Origin of the sequence: Amycolatopsis umgeniensis (assembly GCF_014205155.1) — a bacterium.
In the GTDB taxonomy this organism is placed as follows: domain Bacteria; phylum Actinomycetota; class Actinomycetes; order Mycobacteriales; family Pseudonocardiaceae; genus Amycolatopsis; species Amycolatopsis umgeniensis.
Map to the genome: position 1 here is coordinate 4,873,661 of NZ_JACHMX010000001.1, position 18,320 is coordinate 4,891,980.

Sequence of the window (18,320 nt, forward strand, 5' to 3'; positions counted from 1 at the left end):
GGAGAAAACATGGCTGACGAGACGAAGCCACAGGACAAGTCCGTTTCCGGTGTGGTGCCGGTGCAGTTCAGTGCGGACGCCGAGACCCACGATGTGGCCGTCGTGGCCACGAACCGGGAGGTGTTGCGCCGTTCGCCGTTCGGCGCCGACGTACCACTGCGCGCCGCGAGCGGCGAATAGCCCCCCGGAAAAGGGCACCGTGCGGCCGCGCACACCCGGGTGAAGATGCTTGTCGGCCTGCGTGAGGTGTGCTTTACTGCTCCAGGTCTCGATTTTTGTGTTCGTGTTGGTTCACGCTCGCAGAACTCAGCGGGCGTAGTGTCTCCTCGTGTTTCCGGGGAAGCAAACCGTCTGGTCATGACCCGGGCTGCCGACGTGGCTTCCTGTTTGTTTGTGTTGCATATGGAGATTTTATGACTCAGGGCACTGTGAAGTGGTTCAACTCCGAGAAGGGGTTCGGCTTCATCACTCCCGACAACGGCGGCGGCGACGTCTTCGTGCACTACAGCGAGATCAAGGGCAACGGCTTCCGTACCCTCGAGGAGAACGCCCGCGTGGAGTTCGAAATCGGGCAGGGCGCGAAGGGTCCGCAGGCCACCTCGGTCAACGTGATCTGATCCAGGTTTTCCAAGCTGGGCCGTCATCCCCTCGGGGAGGCGGCCCTGCTGCTTTTTCAGGGTCTTCAGGGCGAGACCAGTCCGGTCTCATAGGCCAGCACGATCGCCTGCGCCCGGTCCCGTAACCCGAGTTTCGCGAGGATCCGGCCCACATACGTCTTCACCGTCTGCGCCGAAAGCACCAGATCCGCCGCGATCTCCGGATTGGACCGTCCTTTCGCGATCAACCGCAACACTTCCCGTTCGCGTTCGGTGAGCACGTCGAACCGCGCCGGGGACGGCCGCGGATCCGGCGCGCTCGCCACGAAGTTCGTGATGAGCCGCTTCGTGACCGCGGGGGAGAGCAGCGCGTCACCGGCGGCGACCACACCGATCGCGGTGATCAGCTCGGCCGACGGCGCGTCCTTCAACAGGAACCCGCTCGCGCCCGCCCGCAGCGCTTCGTAGACGTAGTCGTCCAAATGGAACGTGGTCAGGACGATCACCTTCGGCTTGTCGCCGTCGCCTTCGAGCAAGCGCCGGGTCGCTTCGAGACCGTCCATCACCGGCATCCGGATGTCCATCAGGACGACGTCCGGCGGCGCGGGCAAGGCGGAGATGCCTGCCAGGGCCTCGATTCCGTCACCCGCTTGGCCTACAACAGCCAAGCTGGGCTGCGCTTTCAGCAGGCTGGCGAAGCTTTCCCGCACCATGGCCTGGTCGTCGACGATGAAGACGGTCGTCACGCTTCCCCCGTGATTTCCAGTGTGACGGCCACCCGGAAACCGCCGTCTTCCCGCGGCCCGGTCTCGCAAGTGCCGCCGATCAGCGTAACGCGTTCGGCGATCCCGGCGAGGCCGACGCCGTCCCCGCCCGTCGGCGCGGCAGGCCGGGAGGGCGGCCCGTTTTCGACGAGGATCGTGAGCCCTTCAGGCTCCCGTCGCACCTCGACGTCCACAGTGGACCCTGGGCTGTGCCGGGCCGCGTTGCTCAGTGCCTCTTGCAGGATCCGGTAGGCGGCCAGTCCGATCATGGCGGGGACGTCCCCACCGGAGAGCTCCGCCCGGATCTCGATCCCGGACGCCCGGCAGCCGTCGATCAGCGACGGCACCTCCGCGAGCCCCGGCTGCGGTTCGTGTTCCGGTTCGGCGTCGGTGTCCCGCAGCACGCCGACCAGCCGCCGCGCCTCGTCGAGTGCTTCCCTCGCCGCGACGCCGAGTGCGCGGAACTCCTCCTGCGCGGCCTCGGAGACGTCCGGGACGCGGTAGCGCGCGCTGTCGGTCCGCAAGGCGATCAGGGACAGGTGATGGCCGATGATGTCGTGCAGTTCCCTCGCGATCAGCGCGCGTTCCTGCAGCGCCGTGCGTTTGGTCCGCTCCTCCACGGTCGTGCGCTCGGCCTCGTCGGCCTGCTCCAGCGCCCGGCGGCGTTGCTGCATCCCGTATCCCGCCACGATGGTCACGGCCACCACGACCAACGACCACACCAGGGTCTTCGTGCCGGTCCGCGGTATCTGCACGATGCCGACCGCGGTGGCGAGCGCGATCGCGATGACCGAGATCCCCCAGCCCTGCCCGGGTTTCGTGCGGGCGAGCGTCATGGCGAGCACCGGGAGGTACGGCAGGACCTGGACCTGCAACGGCCACTCCGACAGCGACGGGCCGAACAGCGCGTAGGGCGCGGGGAAAAGGATCGCGATGATGGAGCTGACCATCCCCACCGCCGCCACCCGCACGGCGGTCAGCGGGAACCGCAGGACGAGCAACGGGGGCGTGAGCTGCAGGAGCAGCAGGAAGAAGATCAGCGGAACACTGCCGCCGCCGAGGTAACGCGCCCACGAGCCGTAGGTCAGTCCCACCAGCACGAGAAGCGCCGCGGTGGTGAGGATGACCTTGACCCAGGCCGGCCCGCGCCACCACGCCGACGGTGGGTCGAGGTCGCCGTCGCGTCCGGTGAGGAGCGCCCAGCCCAGGGACCCGCCTTTCGAAGCCATGTCCCGACGCTAACGACGCCGCCGTCCGGGCACATCCCCGCTGGGGGGACATCCGCTGTCCCCCACGGTGTGACCCGGACTGCTCGCTTCGGCGCGATGTGCCGGACGGCGGTGCGCGGTCAGGCTCCTCGTCATGAACGACATCGGAAAGTTGATCCGGCTGTCCACGTTCGCGTGGCTGCTCACGGGGGCGGTCATCGCGGTCTATGTCGAGATCGTCAACGCCGGCGCGGTCGATCCGCTCGCCACCACTTTCAGCGAGTACGTCCACCTCGGGCAGGGCGCGCGGCTCGTCGGGGTCGCCATGCTGGCCACCGGTTTCGGCGCGCTGACCGTCGCGGGCGGTGTCCGGCTTTCGGGGGCGGTGTGGGCGGCCAGGCTCGTCGCCGTGTTCGGCGTCGGGCTGTGCGTGCTCGCGGTGTTCCCGCAGGAGCCGATGGACCAGCCGCTGACCTGGCACGGCGCGATCCACCGCTACGTCGCGCTCGCCGCCTTCGCCGCGCTGTCGCTGGCGGGGCTGGTTCTCGGCGCTGCCCGGCGATGGTCGATCGCCACGTTCGCCGCGCTGGTGGTCTTCGTCGGGACGTTCCTGGTCGACGCCCGCGCGGTGAGCGGGCTGGCCGAACGGATCCTGCTGGTGCTCGAACTCGCGTTGGTGGTCATGTTCGCCCGCCGGACGGCGGTTCACCGAAAATCGGGCACTTCGACCCCTAGCCTGGCGATGCAACCTCGTGCAACTCTTTCCTTCGTGGCCCTGACGTCGTTTCCTTGTAGGGACTTGGCGCGGCAGCGGAGGACATGTGGGCGAAGCGGTTGCGGGGATCGTGGCGAACCCCGCTTCGGAGCGTGACATCCAGAGCTTGCGTTCGGCACTCCGTGTGGCGGGAGTCGGGCGGGTGATGGTGTGGACCGAGTCCGGGAAGATCATCGGCACCGTCCGCCGGATGGTGGACGCGGGAGCGAGCGTGCTCATCTGCCTCGGCGGCGACGGCATGATGCGCGCCGCCGCGGCCGCTTGCGGCGACGTCCCGTTGCTCATGCTGCCGTCGGGGAGCACCGAAACGCTCCCCGAGCCCACCGTCGCCGGGCTCGCCGCCGGACTGCTGGCCACCCATCAGGTGGACGCGGACCTGGTCACGAACCGCGCGACCGTACTCGAGGTCGTCACCAAGGCCCGCCGTGAGATCGCGCTGAACGACGTCAGCGTGTGTTCGGAGAGCCGGTGGGATCCCGCTTCGCTGACCGAGCTGTACTGCACGTTCGCCGTACCGGACGGAATCGGCCTGTCGAGCATCCCCGGCAGGCTCTGCCCCAGTCCGAAGTCCACTGTGGACGGTGTCGCGGTCTCGCTCGGGCCGGTCGAGGAGACGCCGTACGTCGTACAGGCGCCGATCGCACCCGGTGAGGTCCGGGCGGTGGGCGTCCGGGGCTGGAGCGTGCTGCACGCAGGGGTCCGCGTCGACCTCGCCGCCGCCGGTGGCTCCATCGCGCTCGACGGCGAACCGCACTTCGTGCTGAAGTCGGGAGAGAGCGCTTTCGTCGAGCTGAAGCCCGACGGCCCGTGGTGCGTCGACGTCCGCGCCGTGATGGCCGAGGCCACCAGGACCGGACTCCTGCTCGGCCGGAAGCCGCAGGGGGCTTTTCCCGCGTCCCACCTGGTGGATGCGCCCTTCACCGCGTAAACCCGCCCAGGTCACAGAGACCTTCCGCACGCCGGGATCCCCGGGCACACTGGCCGAAACGGACCAGAGGAGTGGGCCAGGTGCAGCTGGAGGCGGCGTTGCCGGTCGGCGCGGATCCGCGACGGCACGCGCGCGTCCTCGCCAAGGTGCACGAAGCCGCCCTCGCGGGCAACGCGCTCCCGAGTCATCCGCGCGCCGTCATCGGTGCGTCCTGGCAGCGCATGCGCCGTCTCGGCCTGGACCCGGACCGCGGTGCGCCGGTGCCCACACTCGTTCCCGAGCAGCTGGAAGCGCGCCGTCGCGGGAGCGGTCTCGCCGCTGTCCTGCCCGCCCTGCGGGGCGGCCTGATCAGCCTCGCCGAGCAGGCCGCGCACATCATGGCCGTCGTCGACGCCGACGGCCGCGTCCTCTGGCGCGACGGCAGTACCGCCGTCCGCCGCCGTGCCGACGCGCTCGGGTTCGTCGAAGGGGTCGACTGGCACGAGAACTCCGCCGGGACCAACGCCATCGGCACGGCGCTGGTCACCCGGCATCCGGTCCAGGTCTACTCGGCCGAGCACTACGTCCGTAACCAGCACGACTGGACCTGCGCCGCCGCGCCGCTGCACGATCCGCGGGACGGCAGGCTCCTCGGCGTCGTCGATCTCTCCGGCCCGGCCTCGACCGTGCACCCGACGACCCTCGCGCTGGTCGACGCGGTCGCGAAGCTCGCCGAGGCGCATCTGCGCACCACTCACCTCTCGGAGCTCGAGCGGCTGCGGGGGCTCGCTTCGCCCCTGCTCACCAAGGTGAAGGGCCGGGCGGTGATCGCCGATCCGCACGGCTGGATCGCGGCGTCGGCGGGCCTCGTCCCGGTCGGCCGGATCGCTCTGCCGAACGGTGCGACCGCAGGCCGGAACTGGCTGCCCGCCTACGGGAACTGCCTGCTGGAGCCGCTACCGGGAGGCTGGCTGGTCCGGCTCACCGAGGAGGAGGACACGCCGCCGACCCGTGTCGTCCTCGACCTGAGGTCGGCGCGGGACAGCACGCTGCGCGCCTCGGGCCCGGCGGGGACCTGGTCGCATCGGCTGAGCCCGCGGCACGCGGAGATGCTGTACGTCCTCGCGCTGCACCGGGAGGGGCGGTCGGCCTCGGAACTTTCGCGCGACCTCTTCGGGGACGCCGGCCGCACCGTCACCGTCCGCGCGGAGATGTCCAGGATGCGGCGCCATTTCGGCGGGATCCTGCTGGGCAGGCCGTACCGCTTCGCCGACGACGTCGAGGTGGTCGTCGAACGGCCCGCCGACGGTGGCGACGTCCTTCCGCATTCCGTCGCGCCCGCCGTCCGCGACTGAACCTCCACCCCCGGCTCCACCCGGCGACGGTCCCGCTCCACCCGTCGGCGTGCCTACCGTCCGTGTCATGGGAAAAATGAACGTGAAAGGCCTGTTGGGGCTGGTAGTGATAGGTGTCGTCGTCCTGCTGGGGTTCCTGGCCTACCGGCTGATCCTGGTGGAGATGATCACGCGGCTGAGCGATCACTGAGGGGAAAATGGGGAAACGGGAGAGGCCGCTGCTGCCGGACACGATCGCGCCGAGCTGGCTGGTCGTCCAGCTGCTCGGCACGGCCGCGGTCGTGGTGGTGCTGCTGACCGCGAGCGAGTCCAGTGCCTGGATCTGGACGGCGTACGGCGTTTGCGGGGCCTGCTGGCTGGGCTTCGTGGCGGTCTCCCCGCGGTTCCCCCGGGTGGCGACCGTCCTGCTCGCGGTGGCGAGCGTCGCGCCGTCGATCGCGCTCGGCTGGGCGGAGGATTCGTCCGCCATCGTGCTCGCGGTGGTCACGGTCAGTCGGTTCGCCACGCTGACCGAGCCGTCGGTGGCCGCCATCCTGGGGGTGGTGGGGCTCGACGCGAGCCTCGCGGTGGTCACCGGCCTGGTCGCGGGCGCGTCCGCGCCACTGGTGTTCGGCAACGTCGGGGTGCTGCTCGTGCTGATGCTGCTGGGGCTGAACCGGCGGCAGTACGAGGTGCAGGCGGCGCAGGCGGCCGCGTTGCTGGAACAGACCAAGCTGGCGCAGAGCGAACACGCGCGGGCGGCCGCGCTCGACGAGCGCACGCGGATCGCCAGGGAGATCCACGACGTCCTCGCGCATTCGCTGGGGGCGCTGGGGATCCACCTGGAGGTCGCCGAGGCGCTGCTGGCCGAGAAGTCCGATGTGGACGGTGCACTCGGCAGGGTCCGGCTGTCCCGGCGGCTGGCCGCGGACGGGCTCGCCGAGGCTCGCGACGCTGTCGCCGCCTTGCGCAGCGACGTCCCGTCGACGGCGGAAGCCTTGCGGCTGCTGGTGGAGGCGCATCACGACGGGGTGACCTTCGAGGTCTCGGGCGACCAGCGGCCGCTGCCGTCCGCCGCGGTGGTCTCGCTGGTCGGCGTCGCGCGGGAGGCGCTGACCAACGCGGCCAAACACGCTCCCGGGCGGCCGGTGGCGCTGCTGCTGAGCTTCACCTCCTCGGAGGTCCGTTTGCGGGTTTGGAACGATCTCGGCGAAACCGTCGAGGACACCGGCGGGTTCGGTCTCACCGGGATGAGGGAGCGGCTCGCGCTCGCCGGTGGCACGCTGACCGCGGGCCCGGACGGCGGGCGCTGGACGGTGGAGGCGGTGGTGCGGACGTGATCCGGGTGGTCGTCGTCGATGACCAGCAGGTCATGCGCGAAGGGCTCGTCGCGTTGCTCGGGCTGATCGACGGGGTCGAGGTCGTGGGCTCCGCGGGAGACGGGCGGCAGGCGCTCGAGCTGCTGCGCGGGACCGCGGCCGACGTCGTGCTGATGGACCTGCGCATGCCCGTCCTGGACGGGGTGGCCGCGACCAGGCTGCTCAAGCGGGATCACCCGGAAGTGGCGGTCGTGGTGCTCACGACTTACGCGGACGACGCTTCGATCGCCGACGCGGTGCGAGCCGGGGCTCGCGGTTATCTGACCAAGGACGCCGGCCGCGCCGAGATCGGGGCGGCCGTCCGCTCCGCGGCCAACGGGCAGGCGATCTTCGCCGCCGAAGTCTCCGACAGACTCGTCGCCGCTCTCGACGCGAGACCGGTCGCCCGGGCCAAGACCGAGCTCCCGGACGGGCTCACCGCCCGCGAGGCCGAAGTGCTCGGTCTCATCGCGCGCGGGTTGTCCAATCCGGAAATCGCCGCCGAGCTGTTCATCGGCGAAGCCACCGTGAAAAGCCACATCAACCACGCTTTCGCCAAGATCGGTGTGCGCAATCGTGCGGAGGCCGTGCGGTACGGCCTGGAAAAAGGCCTCTGACGCTGCCCGGAGATCACGTGCCGATGACACACGCCGGTGTCACTGGCTGCGCTGTTCCCGACTCGGATACCTTCTTTGCGGGTAGAGCCAATGGGGAGGATCGGCGATGACGAGCACTGTGACCCGGACGGGGCCACCGGGCAGCCCCGCGCCGCCCCCTGCGCCGGAGGGCCGCGGCGGGATCGCCGGACTGCTCGAGCTGCCGGGGAACGGGATCCGCGCGATCGTCCGGTCGGCGGCGACCACCCCGGGCAGATTGTCGGTGATCGCGATCGGGCTCGTCCTGCTGTCGCTGGTCGCGGGCCTGTTCGGCACGCTGGCCGCGCAGGACAAGAAGGACACGATCAACGGCCTGATCGACCACCGCGAACCCCTCGCGGCCGCCGCGCAACAGGTCTACCGCGCGCTTTCGGACGCCGACGCGACAGCGGCCAGCTCGTTCCTCTCGATCGGCACCGAGCCGCTCCCGATGCGTCAGCGCTACGAACGCGACGTCGCGGAGGCCGGTGCCGCGCTGGCGAAGGCGGCGTCGGACTCGTCCGGCGTCGATGAAGCGGCCGAACAGATCAACACCCTCGGCCGCGAGATCCCTGTCTACACAGGACTGATCGAAACAGCGCGCACCTACAACCGTCAGGGATATCCCGTCGGTGCCTCGTATCTGCGTGAAGCCTCCGAGCTGATGCGGACGAAAATCCTTCCCGCCGCACAGGATCTGTACCGCATCGACACCGACAGGCTCGCCGCGGAACAGGACGACGCGACCGGATTCCCTTGGCTGGCAACGGCTTTGGTGCTTGCCCTGCTCGCGGCGCTGATCGTCACGCAGGTGCATCTGACCAGGAAGACCAACCGGCTGCTGAACGTCGGGCTCGTCGTCGCGTCCGCGTCGGTGGTCGTCGCCCTGCTGTGGGGCGCGGTGTCGCTGATCGTGCAGAGCAGCCTCGTCGGTGGAGGCGAGGAGGACGGCTCGCATCAGGTGGACGTCCTCGTGCGCGCCCGGATCGCGGCGCTGCAGGCACGGGCCGACGAAACGCTGACCCTCGTCGCGCGCGGCGACGGCGCGGCGTATGAACAGGACTTCCGTGACCTCGCCGGGCAACTCGGCGGGACGGACGGCCAAGGCGGCCTGCTGGGCGAGGCCCGCGGTCTCGCGGCGGGCGGCGCGGCCGCGGGGAAGGTGGACGCGGCGATCCAAGCGGCGTCGGCGTGGTTCAAGGCGCACGGTGAGGTGCGGCGCCTCGACGACGACGGCTTCTACCAGGACGCCGTCGACATGGCCATCCGTGACGACAAGAAGGACGGCGCGGCGGGGGCGTTCCTGCACCTCGACGAGAACCTGGTGGCCGCGATCAACGTGGGACGGCAGGAATTCCTCGACGACACCCGTGGTGCCGAGCGGGCGCTGACCCTGCTCGCGCCGGGGATCGCGGTGCTGGCGCTGATCGCGGCGGCGGGGTCCGCGTTGGGAATCCGTGAACGGCTGAGGGAGTACCGGTGATGCGGAACGGTCTGCGGGCGGCCGTGCTCGGCGCCGTCTTGGTGCTGGCGACGGCTTGTGGCGGCGCGGGGGCGCCGGTCGAACCGGCCCCGGTCGGCGAGGTCGCCCCGCCGTTGCCCGCGAACGTCGGCGGCGCCGACAACGCCGGTGGTGGCGGAACCTCCGACACGAGCTGCAACCCGTTGGCGAGTTTGCGGCCGACCAGCGGCACGACGATCACCAGTGGATCGACGATGGCGCAGATCAAGCAGAACGGCAAACTGGTCGCCGGCGTCGACCAGACCACGTTCCTGTTCGGTTTCCGCAATCCGACGTCGGGCCAGCTCGAAGGTTTCGACATCGACATGGTCAACGAGATCGCGAAAGCGATCTTCGGCAGCGCGGAAGGCCGGGTCCAGTTCCGGGCGATCCCGTCGAAACTGCGGGAAGACGTGCTCCAGAAGAAGCAGGTCGACATCGTGGTCCGGACCTACAGCATCACCTGCAGCCGTCTGCAGAAGGTCGGCTTCTCGACGGCGTACTACAAGGCGGGGCAACGGATCCTGGTCGAATCGGGCTCGAAGGTCGCCCAGCTCTCGGACCTCGCAGGCCGCCGGGTCTGCGCGACCAAGACGTCGACCTCGCTGCTGAAGATCGCGGCGGATCCCTCGAAGCCGGTGCCGGTCTCGGTGGATAACTGGTCGGACTGCCTGGTGATGCTGCAGCAGAAGCAGGTCGAGGCCGTGTCGACGGACGACGTCATCCTCGCCGGGATGCTCGCGCAGGACCCGACGCTGAAGATCGTGGGGGACCGGTTCACCGAGGAGAACTACGGCATCGGTGTCCCGAAGGAGAACGAGGACATGGTGCGGTACGTGAACGCCGTGCTGGAGAACGTGCGCGGCGGCGCGTGGCAGACGAGCTACGCGAAGTGGATCGGGAACAAACTCGAAGGCGGCACGCCGCCTTCACCTCAGTACAAATGAGAACGGGCCGTTCGGGAACGATCCCGAACGGCCCGCTTCGTCTCAGGAGGACTTCTCGCCGATCACCGGCGGCACCGGCTTCATGTCGCCGTCGTAGCCGCCGAACAAGACGTCGGCGTCCTCTTCCTGCAGGTAGTTCGGGGCCTTCTTTTCCTTGTCCTCTTCCTTCTGCCCCTTGCCACCGGGAGCGCCCGCGCCCATCGGCCCCTGACCGCCGCTCTTGCCCGCCGCGGCCGCGCCACCACGCGTCACGCGCTCCTCCGGCAACTTGCCGGCCCCGGACCCGCCGCCCTTGCCCGCCAGCTTCTCGGCCTCACCGGCCGAAACCTTGCCGCCCGCGAGCCGCTCGGCGACGTTGCCGGATCCGCCGTTGCGCCCGAACCCGCCGCTCTTGCCACCCCCGCCGCCGGTCAACCGGCTCGCCGCACTGCCGCCCGGCCCGGTCGGTGTCCGGCCGGGCTTGCCGCGGTACTGCTCGCTGCCCAGCCGTCCGAGACCGCTGGGGCCAGGACCGTTCATGGCCGCCAACCCCGGCGTCGGCCCGGGCCGGAACGACGCGGGCGGCCCGCTGAGCGGCTGCCCCGGCCCCGGAACCCCGGTGTGCCCGCCGCCCGTGGTGATCCCCGGCCCAGGCCCCGATGTCGGCCCTGGTCCGCCCGTGTACCCCGGTCCGGACACCCCCGGCCCGGACCCCGGCCCGCCGCTGAAGCCCTTGACCTCGGTACCCCCGGAAAACCCGGACGCCGTCGTCGACTCGCCCATTTCCGGCGGCGGGGCGAAGGTGGGCTGCTTGGAATTGACGTCGAAGAGCGACTGGTCGTAGGTGTGCATCACCTGCGCGGCCTGCTGATGCGCCTGGAACGACTGCTCCTGCTTGGCCGAGATGTTGCCGACCGTCTCCACCGCACCCGCGAAGTTCCCGGCCCCGAGCTGCTGCATCGCGTTCTTGTACTCGGCGTTGCGATCGAAGGGGACCTCTTCGGGCATGGAGTTCTTCGCGGTGGTGGCTGCGGCCGCCGACTGGGAGAAGCGGTTGGATGCGAGGTACGCGCCGTCGCCCGCGGTGTCGGCCCATTTGCTGATGTTGGAGAAGAAATCGGTGACCGTCTTGGCACCGTCTCCCTGCCAGTGCTCGCCCTCTTTGCTGATCGCGGCTTTGACGGCGGTGCTGAAGGTGTTCAGGGAGTTGCCCTGGTTATTCCAGAGCTCCCCCTTTTCGTCGATGTCGCGGGGGTCGAGATCCTGCGTGACCATGTTCTTCAGATCGCCGTGCGGGACCGCTTCGTAGCGCTGTTCCGAGGGATTGAGGCCAGTGCGAAACTGCTGTCCTTGAGCGAGCGCCGCGGCCTGCTCACCGGAGTACTGCCCCGCTTTTGCCTCAGCCGTCAACCTGGCTGTGAGGGAGTTCCCGCCGGGTCCGGCGTTGGTCTCGTTGTAGGTGTCGGAGTAGCGCTTGGCCTCGTAATCGCGGTTCGCCTTACCCGACGCCGAGAACGTGCTGTCGAAGTCGTCTTGCCCGACGTTGACCATGGTCCCTCCCGTTCCGTAGTCAGTTGCCTCTAGGCAGTTTCGGTTCAGCGGATGTGGCGAGTTCCCTGGACAGAGCGCAGGCTTCCTCGTTGGTTCCCTTGTTCAAACTGGTCGAGGCCGTCATCCGAGACGTCGGTGTGACCGCGATCGCCACCGTGCAAGCTTGCTTACCCGCGTCGCCGGGGATCTCGACTGCCTCACGTTCGCCGACCTTCGTCGGAACCTTGGTGCCTTGCCCGGCGGACAGTTGGTCGATTCCGGCCTCGGGAACGAGATAAATGCTCACCGAACCGAAACCTTGTTTTCGGCTGGCGCAGCCGTTGTCGCTTTCGTAGGTCTCCACGACCGGAGGGTCGAAGCCTTTGGCGCTGGTCGTGGGTTCCAGTAGATCGCAGGCTTTGAGATCCCCGAACACATCGCCGGGTGCGGTGCTCTTCGAAGCCGAAGAGTCGCCGCTTTGCGTTGGGGCAGGTGTTGCCTTGCCGGGTTTCTCCGAAGAACAGCTGGAAAGGACGAGAACAAGAAAGGTCGGCAATGCGACGATGAGCGGGAGCCGTGATTTCGCGATCATATCGGTCTGTGTCAGTCCTTTTGGAGAGATTTCAGTTGATCGGCATTGTCGCCATCTCGATGCCGGTACTTGGTCTTCGCCAGATCGATCGCCTCGTCAGCGCGGTTGAGTACATCCCGTAGCGCGTCCAGCTGGGTTTTGGCCGAGAGGTCATCACCTTCGGCGACTCGGATCGCATGTTGACCGACTTGCTGCGCGAACGGCCCGGTGCCCAGTTTCGGTTGTTCGGCGAGCCGTAAGAAGGCTCGCTGGTTGTTCGACCAGTCGGTCACGTAGTCGGAGATCGCTTGCTTCAAAGCTTCTCCGGCCTCTTCGCTGACCTTGAAGTCCCCGTCCTTCGCGGCCTTCACCATCGCGTCCGCCTGCGCCGAGAAATCCCCCAGCATCTGCGAGAAGTCACCCGGTGGTCCGCCGGTGCCGTCTGCCATGGTCTCTCCCCTGTACCAAGTCCCGGTTACTCGTAGCGCTCGTCAAGTCACGATATCAGCGGAAGTGGCCCGAAAGGCCGCCTTCCGGCGAGGATCACGCGCTGCCGACGCGGGCGGCTTCGACCAGGTCGTGGATCCATCGTGCCAGGTGAGAGCCGCTCGTCGGGGTGAACGTGCGGCGGACTTCGCCGTCGGGGAAGCGGTCGGTGGTGAGCATGAAGCGGCCTTGGACACTGTCGAACCACTGGACGCTCTTCTGCTGCGGTTTACCCCTGTCGTCGCGCAGGGTGAGGCTGATCGTGCCGAGCCTCGCGAGGGGGAATTCGAAGAACCGGCCGGCCGCCCCCAAGCGGAGGTTGCCGGGGTCCTCGTCGAACGGGTCGTCCGGTCGTTTGGACGGGGGGAGGGTGCTGGACGTCGTCACCCGTCCGGGGAACGGCTGCAGTGACGGCAGGTTGCCGAGAAGGGTGGTGACGACCTGTTCGGGGTAAACCGGCTCGAAGAGGATGTCGAATCCGCGCTGCTGGCTCACGACGCCCAGGCGACGGTCCCAACCACCCCGATAGAGGTATTCCGCGTTCTGCTCGACTTCGTGCGCTTCCAGAGTGACGACGAAGTCCCCGGTCGCCCAGAGTCGGAGCGTCTGTTCGTAGTCGCGCAAGAGTTCGCGGCCGCGCGCGAATCCTCGGTCGGTCAGTTCGGCCCAGACAGCCTCGCAATGCCGTTCGCGTTCGGTGACGGTCGTGCCGACGGTCGGGATTTCGAAGGGCAGCACGAATCTGCCGAGCCCGAGCTCTTCGAGTACGACGTCGAGCTGGGCCATCGACATCGAAAATGACGCAGGCACCGGTCTCCCCCTCATCACCTGCTGAATCGGTTCTCTCTCGCACCGTAGCGGGTTCGACCCGGCGCGGGCACGACCTGCCTGCTCACGTCTAGGATCAGGTCGACGCCGTCGCGGGGATTCGGGAGGTACCAGTGTCGGAAGAGCCGCGCCGTCCTCGGCACGCAGCGCCGGATGACGCCAAGTCCGGCCAGGAGGCGGAGCCCGCTTCTTGGACGCCGCCCGCACCGGTCCGCTGGGAAACGCCCGAACCGTCCATTTCCGGCAGGCTCGACTTCCCCGAGCCGCCGAAGCCGAACTCCGCGCCGAAGCCCGAGACCGACGCCGAGCGCACGATCTTCCACGCGCCGGTCCAGCGTCCGCAGACCCCGCCGCGCGGCCAGCAGCGGCCGATCCCCGGCGCCGAAGATCCGACGCGTCCGCCGGGCGAGATGGCCCCGGTTAGCCCGCAGACCCAGGTCGTCCGCCCAGCGTGGCAGGCCCCCGCCGACGCGCCGCAGCCGACCAGCGTCCTCTCCTCGCCCACCCCGGAGACGCAGAGCATCATGCCGCCGGCGCCGCGCGTCGACAGCGGTCCCGGTGTGCTCCCGGACCCGGGCACGGAAAGCGTCCTCCCCGAACGGTCCAGCGAGAGCCGGGGAACCGGCACCGGCACGGGAACCGGTTCGGGCAGCCGGGGGACAGGCACCGGCACCGGAACGGGGTCGTTCCCCGGCACCGCGCGCCGGACGTCGTCACGCACCTCCCGCCGCGGCCGTCTGGGCGCCGGGCTCGTCGACGTCCCGCAGGTCCCGTATCGCGACCCGGCGTCCGCCGTCCTCGACAACCCGATGGTGTCCGAGGAGAAACGCTTCTGCGGCAACTGCAGCGCCAAGGTCGGCCGCGGCAAGGACGGCGAAGCCGGTTCTCCCGAGGGCAACTGCGAGAAGTGCGGGAACCCGTTCTCCTTCGTCCCGAAGCTGCGGCCGAACGAGATCGTCGGCGGCCAGTACGAGGTGCTCGGCGCGCTCGCGTACGGCGGGCTCGGCTGGATCTACCTCGCACAGGACCACAACGTCAGCGACCGCTGGGTGGTGCTCAAGGGCCTGATCGACACCGGTGACGCCACCGCGATGGCGGCCGCCGCCAACGAGCAGCGGTTCCTCGCCGAGGTCGAGCACCCCAACATCGTCAAGATCCACAACTTCGTACAGCATCCGGACGGCGACACCGGCAACTCCGTCGGCTACATCGTCATGGAGTACGTCGGCGGCCAGTCGCTGCGCCAGCTCGCGCTCGCGCACCATCGCGAGACGAAGCGCCCGGAGCCGCTGCCGATCGGCCAGGTGATCGCCTACGGGCTCGAGATCCTGCCCGCCATGGGCTACCTTCACAGCCAGAACCTGCTGTACTGCGACCTCAAGCCCGACAACGTCATCCAGACCCACGAACAGCTCAAGCTGATCGACCTCGGCGCGGTCCGCCGCATCGACGACTACGAGAGCCCGCTGTTCTTCACCACCGGCTACAGCGCGCCGGAGCTGGCGACCCACGGCGCTTCGGTGGCGTCGGATCTGTACACGGTCGGCCGGACGCTCGCCGTCCTCAGCTTCGAGTTCTCCGGATACACCAGCAAGTACAAGGCGACCCTGCCCGGCCCGGACGTCGTCCCGCTGTTCGCGCTCTTCGGTTCGTACTACCGCTTCTTGAGGCGCGCGACGCACACCGACCCGGATCGCCGGTTCATCGCGGCCGAGGAGATGGGCGACCAGCTGACCGGCGTGCTCCGCGAGATCATGGCGCTGGGCACCGGGAAACCGCGTCCGGGTGCTTCGACCGTCTTCGGCCCGGAGACCCGCACGTTCGGCGTCGACCTGGTCGTCCCGGAGCACGGCGGGAGCGTGCCGCTGCCGGATCCGGGCGAGGTGGTCTCGGGCCTGCCGATCCCGCAGGTCGACACGGACGACCCGGCGGCGGGCATGCTCGCGTCGACCGTCGCACTCGACCCGGCCGGCGCGATCGAGTCGTTGGCCGGAGCGCCGCGCGAGTCCATCGAGGTCCGGTTGCGCATCGTCCGCGCCCGGATCGAGCTCGGTGAGCTGGTCGAGGCGCAGCGGCAGCTGCAGGCCGCGCAGTACCTCGCGATCAAGGCCGGTTTCCCGCACGACTGGCGGATCGACTGGTACCGCGGCCTGATCGAGCTCGCGGGCGGCCGGTCCCGCGTCGCGCACGTCGCGTTCGAAGCGGTGTACGACGACTTGCCCGGCGAAATCGCCCCGAAGCTGGCCTTGGCCGTCAGCGCGGAGGGTGTCGGGGACTACTTCGGCGCCGCGCGCTACTACGAGCTGGTGTGGCGGACGGACCGGTCGTACGTCAGCGCCGCCTTCGGGCTCGCTCGCGTGTATCTCGCGCAGGGCGCCAGGGCCAGCGCGATCGAGGTGCTGGAGGCCGTCCCGGCGTCGTCCACGCACTACGTCGCCGCGCAGGTGGCCGCGATCAAGATCAAGACCAGGATCAACGGCGGCGGCAAGGATCCGGTGCAGGTGTCCGAGCGGGATCTCGTCGACGCCTCGACGCGGCTCGAGCGTTTGCAGCTCGACGCCGAACGCCGTACGCGCCTGTCGGCGGAGGTGCTCGAAGCGGCGCATGGCTGGCTCAACTCGCAGAACCGGCCGACGCCGGGCGCGAAGGTGCTGGGGTGTGCGCTGGACGAGCGAGATCTGCGATTCGGGCTCGAACGCTGCTACCGGACGCTCGCCCGCCTGGCCGGAACCGTCGACCAGCGCGTCGAACTCGTCGACAAGGCCAACGCGATCCGCCCCAGGACGCTCACCTAGGCGCTCACGGGTTGATGTCCCATTCGCGTTCGCGCTGGGCCTTCTCGTGTGCGGCGGCGAGCTTCTGCAGGGCCTCGGGATCCCCGTGGTTGCTGAAGTGCTCGAACTCGACCTGCACGAACAACGCCCGCGCGCGCAGCGCGACAGGGCCGTCTTCGGCGTCGAGACGCCCATCGGCGCTCACGTAGATCTTCCGGCCGGCGACGCCGTCCAGTTTCGCGGCGATGTAGAGCGTCGAGCCGACCGGGACCGGCCGCAGGAAGTCCGTCTCCAGCTTTCCGGTGACGGCGGGACGGCGCAGCAGGTTGCCGACGGTCGCGCCGAGCGCCTCGTCGAAGGCGCAAGCCAGCAGGCCGCCGTGGGCGAGGCCGGGCGCACCCTGGTGGGCGGAGGTGACGGTGAACTTGGAGTACACCGTCGTCCCTTCGCCCACCGTCGAGTGCAGGTGGAGCCCGGCCTCGATCTCGTCACCGCATCCGAAGCATTCATCGAAGTGGATGCCCAGATGACTGCCCGGTTGCGGAGCTTTCGGGTGGACGGTCGCCGGTTCGACTTCGACCGGCGGCCACGGCTGCGAGATACGGCTCATGGCAAGACGTTAACTCGCCGGTAGCTCCGAGGCGCCGCCGGGAGTGGCCGGTTCCGGCTTCTTGCGCCGTGCGATCCGCGAGTTCACGATGCCGCGCAGCGAAACCCCGGCCGTCTCCGGCAGCAGCAGGATCGGGATGGCCGCGATCGCCGCCGCGCCCATCAGGTAGTACGCGGGCCACAGGTTGTCGCCGGTGTTCTTCACCAGGCTGCCGATGATGTACGACGCCGTCCCGCCGAAGAACGCGGTGGAAACGCTGTAACCGATGGAGAAACCGCCGTAGCGCTCCTGCGTCGGGAACATCGCCGGCAGCGTGGCCGCCAGCACGGCGAGGATCAGCACCAGCGGCACCGCGATCATCACCAGGCCGAGCATGAGCTGCCAGGCGTTCTGGTCGTCCGCGGCCGCGCCCATCAGCGAGAACGCCGGGATCGGCAACACCAGGAAGCTCGCACAACTCGCGATCAGGATGGGTTTTCGCCCGATGCGGTCGGACAGTATGCCGACCGGCACGATCAAGATCAGCATCAGCGCGATCGTCGCCAGGATGATCAGCAACGGCGTGTGCCCGCTGAAGCCGACCACGTCCTTGAGATACGTCTCCAGGTACGTGATCACGATGTAGTCGGCGACGTTCAGCATCACCACGATGCCGATCAGGTGCAGGATCGACGTCCAGTGCTTCTTGAGCAGCGCCTTCAGCGGCGACTTCTCGACCTGATCCTTCTTCTCGATCTCCTGGAACAGCGGGGTGTCTTCCAGCTTGTTCCGCAGGTAGAGACCGACGATGCCGAGCGGACCGGCGATCAGGAACGGCAGACGCCAGCCCCATTCGCGCATCGCCTCGTCGCCGAGGACGACGGTGAAGATCGTGACGAAGCCGGCGCCCATCGCGAAACCGACGAGCGTGCCGAATTCCAGCCAGCTGCCCCAGAAACCCCGGCGCCGGGCCGGCGCGTACTCGGCGATGAACGTCGCCGCGCCGCCGTACTCACCGCCCGCCGAGAAACCTTGAATGGTCCGCAGCAGGATCAAGAGGACCGCCGCGGCCGGACCGATCGTCGCGTAGGACGGCAACAGGCCGATGATGAACGTCGAGCCCGACATAAGGATGATCGTCAGCGCGAGTACCTTCTGGCGCCCGATCTTGTCCCCCAGCGGACCGAACACGAAGCTGCCGAACGGCCGCACGATGAAGGTGATCGCCAGGACCGCGAAGGTCGCCAGCGCGCCTTCGGAAGTGCTGGAAGCGTTGAAGAAAACCTGCCCGAGAATGGCGGGCATGAAGCCGAAAACACCGAAGTCGTACCACTCGATGCAGTTACCCATCGCCGCTCCGGCGACGGCCTTTCTGATCTGCTCAGGTGGGGCCTCCGCGGGTTCCCCTTTTTCCTGATGTGACGCGCTCAGCGCCTCTTCGGCCATGGGTTTGACCTCCCGACCCACCCGTTTACTTACCCATCGACGAGGGTTTGTTCCCTCGACCGTAGGTGTTCAAACGTCCGGGTTCAGCGATT

General features: G+C 68.8%; 19 protein-coding genes. 11 read left to right on the forward strand and 8 right to left on the reverse strand.

All coding sequences use genetic code 11. From position 1 onward, the window contains the following. Positions 1 to 9: 9 nt before the first annotated feature. Both HDA45_RS22975 and HDA45_RS22980 read left to right on the forward strand, forming a co-directional pair. Positions 10 to 180: a hypothetical protein gene (locus HDA45_RS22975; protein ID WP_184898543.1), complete on the forward strand. Its 171-nt coding sequence runs from the start codon at positions 10 to 12 to the stop codon at positions 178 to 180. A gap of 233 nt (positions 181 to 413) precedes the next feature. Further along, the gene (locus HDA45_RS22980) at positions 414 to 617 is read left to right on the forward strand and encodes a cold-shock protein (RefSeq protein ID WP_037319152.1); all 204 of its coding nucleotides are present in this window, start codon (positions 414 to 416) and stop codon (positions 615 to 617) included. 65 nt (positions 618 to 682) lie between these two features. On the opposite strand, the gene HDA45_RS22985 is transcribed toward HDA45_RS22980, so the two are convergent. Both HDA45_RS22985 and HDA45_RS43070 read right to left on the reverse strand, forming a co-directional pair. Beyond that, positions 683 to 1,342 carry a response regulator gene (locus tag HDA45_RS22985; protein ID WP_184898544.1) on the reverse strand — a complete coding sequence of 220 codons (660 nt, stop codon included), beginning with the start codon at positions 1,340 to 1,342 and terminating at the stop codon, positions 683 to 685. Continuing rightward, the gene (locus tag HDA45_RS43070) at positions 1,339 to 2,589 is read right to left on the reverse strand and encodes a histidine kinase (protein ID WP_184898546.1); all 1,251 of its coding nucleotides are present in this window, start codon (positions 2,587 to 2,589) and stop codon (positions 1,339 to 1,341) included. Before HDA45_RS43070 ends, HDA45_RS22985 begins: the two co-directional genes overlap by 4 nt. Positions 2,590 to 2,722: 133 nt before the next feature. Here HDA45_RS43070 and HDA45_RS22995 point away from each other — a divergent pair, with 133 nt between their 5' ends. The 8 genes from HDA45_RS22995 to HDA45_RS23025 all read left to right on the forward strand — a co-directional run bounded on the left by HDA45_RS22995 (position 2,723) and on the right by HDA45_RS23025 (position 10,025). After that, on the forward strand, positions 2,723 to 3,439 hold the full coding sequence (locus HDA45_RS22995; RefSeq protein ID WP_184898548.1) for a DUF998 domain-containing protein: 717 nt from the start codon (positions 2,723 to 2,725) through the stop codon (positions 3,437 to 3,439). Continuing rightward, positions 3,390 to 4,271, forward strand: a complete 882-nt coding sequence (locus HDA45_RS23000; protein WP_184898550.1) for a diacylglycerol kinase family protein — start codon at positions 3,390 to 3,392, stop codon at positions 4,269 to 4,271. Before HDA45_RS22995 ends, HDA45_RS23000 begins: the two co-directional genes overlap by 50 nt. A gap of 71 nt (positions 4,272 to 4,342) precedes the next feature. Beyond that, the gene (locus HDA45_RS23005) at positions 4,343 to 5,605 is read left to right on the forward strand and encodes a GAF domain-containing protein (RefSeq protein ID WP_184898552.1); all 1,263 of its coding nucleotides are present in this window, start codon (positions 4,343 to 4,345) and stop codon (positions 5,603 to 5,605) included. Between the two features lie 67 nt (positions 5,606 to 5,672). Further along, the gene (locus tag HDA45_RS42830) at positions 5,673 to 5,795 is read left to right on the forward strand and encodes a hypothetical protein (protein WP_279629241.1); all 123 of its coding nucleotides are present in this window, start codon (positions 5,673 to 5,675) and stop codon (positions 5,793 to 5,795) included. Between the two features lie 7 nt (positions 5,796 to 5,802). Continuing rightward, complete coding sequence (locus HDA45_RS23010; RefSeq protein WP_184898554.1) at positions 5,803 to 6,924, forward strand: sensor histidine kinase; 1,122 nt, start codon at positions 5,803 to 5,805, stop codon at positions 6,922 to 6,924. Continuing rightward, positions 6,921 to 7,559: a response regulator gene (locus tag HDA45_RS23015; RefSeq protein ID WP_184898556.1), complete on the forward strand. Its 639-nt coding sequence runs from the start codon at positions 6,921 to 6,923 to the stop codon at positions 7,557 to 7,559. Before HDA45_RS23010 ends, HDA45_RS23015 begins: the two co-directional genes overlap by 4 nt. 106 nt (positions 7,560 to 7,665) lie before the next feature. Continuing rightward, positions 7,666 to 9,060, forward strand: a complete 1,395-nt coding sequence (locus HDA45_RS23020) for a hypothetical protein (protein WP_184898558.1) — start codon at positions 7,666 to 7,668, stop codon at positions 9,058 to 9,060. Continuing rightward, positions 9,060 to 10,025 carry a glutamate ABC transporter substrate-binding protein gene (locus tag HDA45_RS23025; RefSeq protein WP_184898560.1) on the forward strand — a complete coding sequence of 322 codons (966 nt, stop codon included), beginning with the start codon at positions 9,060 to 9,062 and terminating at the stop codon, positions 10,023 to 10,025. The genes HDA45_RS23020 and HDA45_RS23025 overlap by 1 nt, the downstream gene beginning before the upstream one ends. 42 nt (positions 10,026 to 10,067) lie before the next feature. Here the strand turns inward: HDA45_RS23025 and HDA45_RS23030 are convergent, their stop codons facing one another. From HDA45_RS23030 to HDA45_RS23045, 4 genes are all read right to left on the reverse strand, one after another. Then, a complete protein-coding gene (locus HDA45_RS23030; protein WP_184898563.1) occupies positions 10,068 to 11,555 on the reverse strand; it encodes a PPE domain-containing protein in 1,488 nt (495 codons plus the stop codon). Positions 11,556 to 11,574: 19 nt separating this feature from the next. Further along, complete coding sequence (locus HDA45_RS23035) at positions 11,575 to 12,126, reverse strand: DUF3558 family protein (protein ID WP_184898565.1); 552 nt, start codon at positions 12,124 to 12,126, stop codon at positions 11,575 to 11,577. Between the two features lie 11 nt (positions 12,127 to 12,137). Next, positions 12,138 to 12,554, reverse strand: coding sequence for a hypothetical protein (locus tag HDA45_RS23040; protein ID WP_184898567.1), 417 nt, complete (start codon positions 12,552 to 12,554; stop codon positions 12,138 to 12,140). 94 nt (positions 12,555 to 12,648) lie between these two features. Continuing rightward, the gene (locus HDA45_RS23045) at positions 12,649 to 13,401 is read right to left on the reverse strand and encodes an ESX secretion-associated protein EspG (RefSeq protein ID WP_343072131.1); all 753 of its coding nucleotides are present in this window, start codon (positions 13,399 to 13,401) and stop codon (positions 12,649 to 12,651) included. Positions 13,402 to 13,532: 131 nt separating this feature from the next. Here HDA45_RS23045 and HDA45_RS23050 point away from each other — a divergent pair, with 131 nt between their 5' ends. Further along, complete coding sequence (locus tag HDA45_RS23050; protein WP_184898569.1) at positions 13,533 to 16,214, forward strand: tetratricopeptide repeat protein; 2,682 nt, start codon at positions 13,533 to 13,535, stop codon at positions 16,212 to 16,214. Between the two features lie 4 nt (positions 16,215 to 16,218). Here the strand turns inward: HDA45_RS23050 and HDA45_RS23055 are convergent, their stop codons facing one another. Further along, the gene (locus tag HDA45_RS23055; RefSeq protein WP_184898571.1) at positions 16,219 to 16,803 is read right to left on the reverse strand and encodes a PaaI family thioesterase; all 585 of its coding nucleotides are present in this window, start codon (positions 16,801 to 16,803) and stop codon (positions 16,219 to 16,221) included. Between the two features lie 9 nt (positions 16,804 to 16,812). After that, positions 16,813 to 18,228: an MFS transporter gene (locus tag HDA45_RS23060; RefSeq protein ID WP_184898573.1), complete on the reverse strand. Its 1,416-nt coding sequence runs from the start codon at positions 18,226 to 18,228 to the stop codon at positions 16,813 to 16,815. Positions 18,229 to 18,320: the final 92 nt, after the last annotated feature.

Coding starts and splice junctions, on each gene's coding strand:
- HDA45_RS23055 (WP_184898571.1), bottom strand. CDS start 16,803: ATGAGCCGTATCTCGCAGCCGTGGCCGCCGGTCGAAGTCGAACCGGCG.
- HDA45_RS23025 (WP_184898560.1), top strand. CDS start 9,060: ATGCGGAACGGTCTGCGGGCGGCCGTGCTCGGCGCCGTCTTGGTGCTG.
- HDA45_RS23035 (WP_184898565.1), bottom strand. CDS start 12,126: ATGATCGCGAAATCACGGCTCCCGCTCATCGTCGCATTGCCGACCTTT.
- HDA45_RS42830 (WP_279629241.1), top strand. CDS start 5,673: ATGGGAAAAATGAACGTGAAAGGCCTGTTGGGGCTGGTAGTGATAGGT.
- HDA45_RS22975 (WP_184898543.1), top strand. CDS start 10: ATGGCTGACGAGACGAAGCCACAGGACAAGTCCGTTTCCGGTGTGGTG.
- HDA45_RS23010 (WP_184898554.1), top strand. CDS start 5,803: ATGGGGAAACGGGAGAGGCCGCTGCTGCCGGACACGATCGCGCCGAGC.
- HDA45_RS23020 (WP_184898558.1), top strand. CDS start 7,666: ATGACGAGCACTGTGACCCGGACGGGGCCACCGGGCAGCCCCGCGCCG.
- HDA45_RS22995 (WP_184898548.1), top strand. CDS start 2,723: ATGAACGACATCGGAAAGTTGATCCGGCTGTCCACGTTCGCGTGGCTG.
- HDA45_RS23040 (WP_184898567.1), bottom strand. CDS start 12,554: ATGGCAGACGGCACCGGCGGACCACCGGGTGACTTCTCGCAGATGCTG.
- HDA45_RS22980 (WP_037319152.1), top strand. CDS start 414: ATGACTCAGGGCACTGTGAAGTGGTTCAACTCCGAGAAGGGGTTCGGC.
- HDA45_RS23030 (WP_184898563.1), bottom strand. CDS start 11,555: ATGGTCAACGTCGGGCAAGACGACTTCGACAGCACGTTCTCGGCGTCG.
- HDA45_RS43070 (WP_184898546.1), bottom strand. CDS start 2,589: ATGGCTTCGAAAGGCGGGTCCCTGGGCTGGGCGCTCCTCACCGGACGC.
- HDA45_RS23060 (WP_184898573.1), bottom strand. CDS start 18,228: ATGGCCGAAGAGGCGCTGAGCGCGTCACATCAGGAAAAAGGGGAACCC.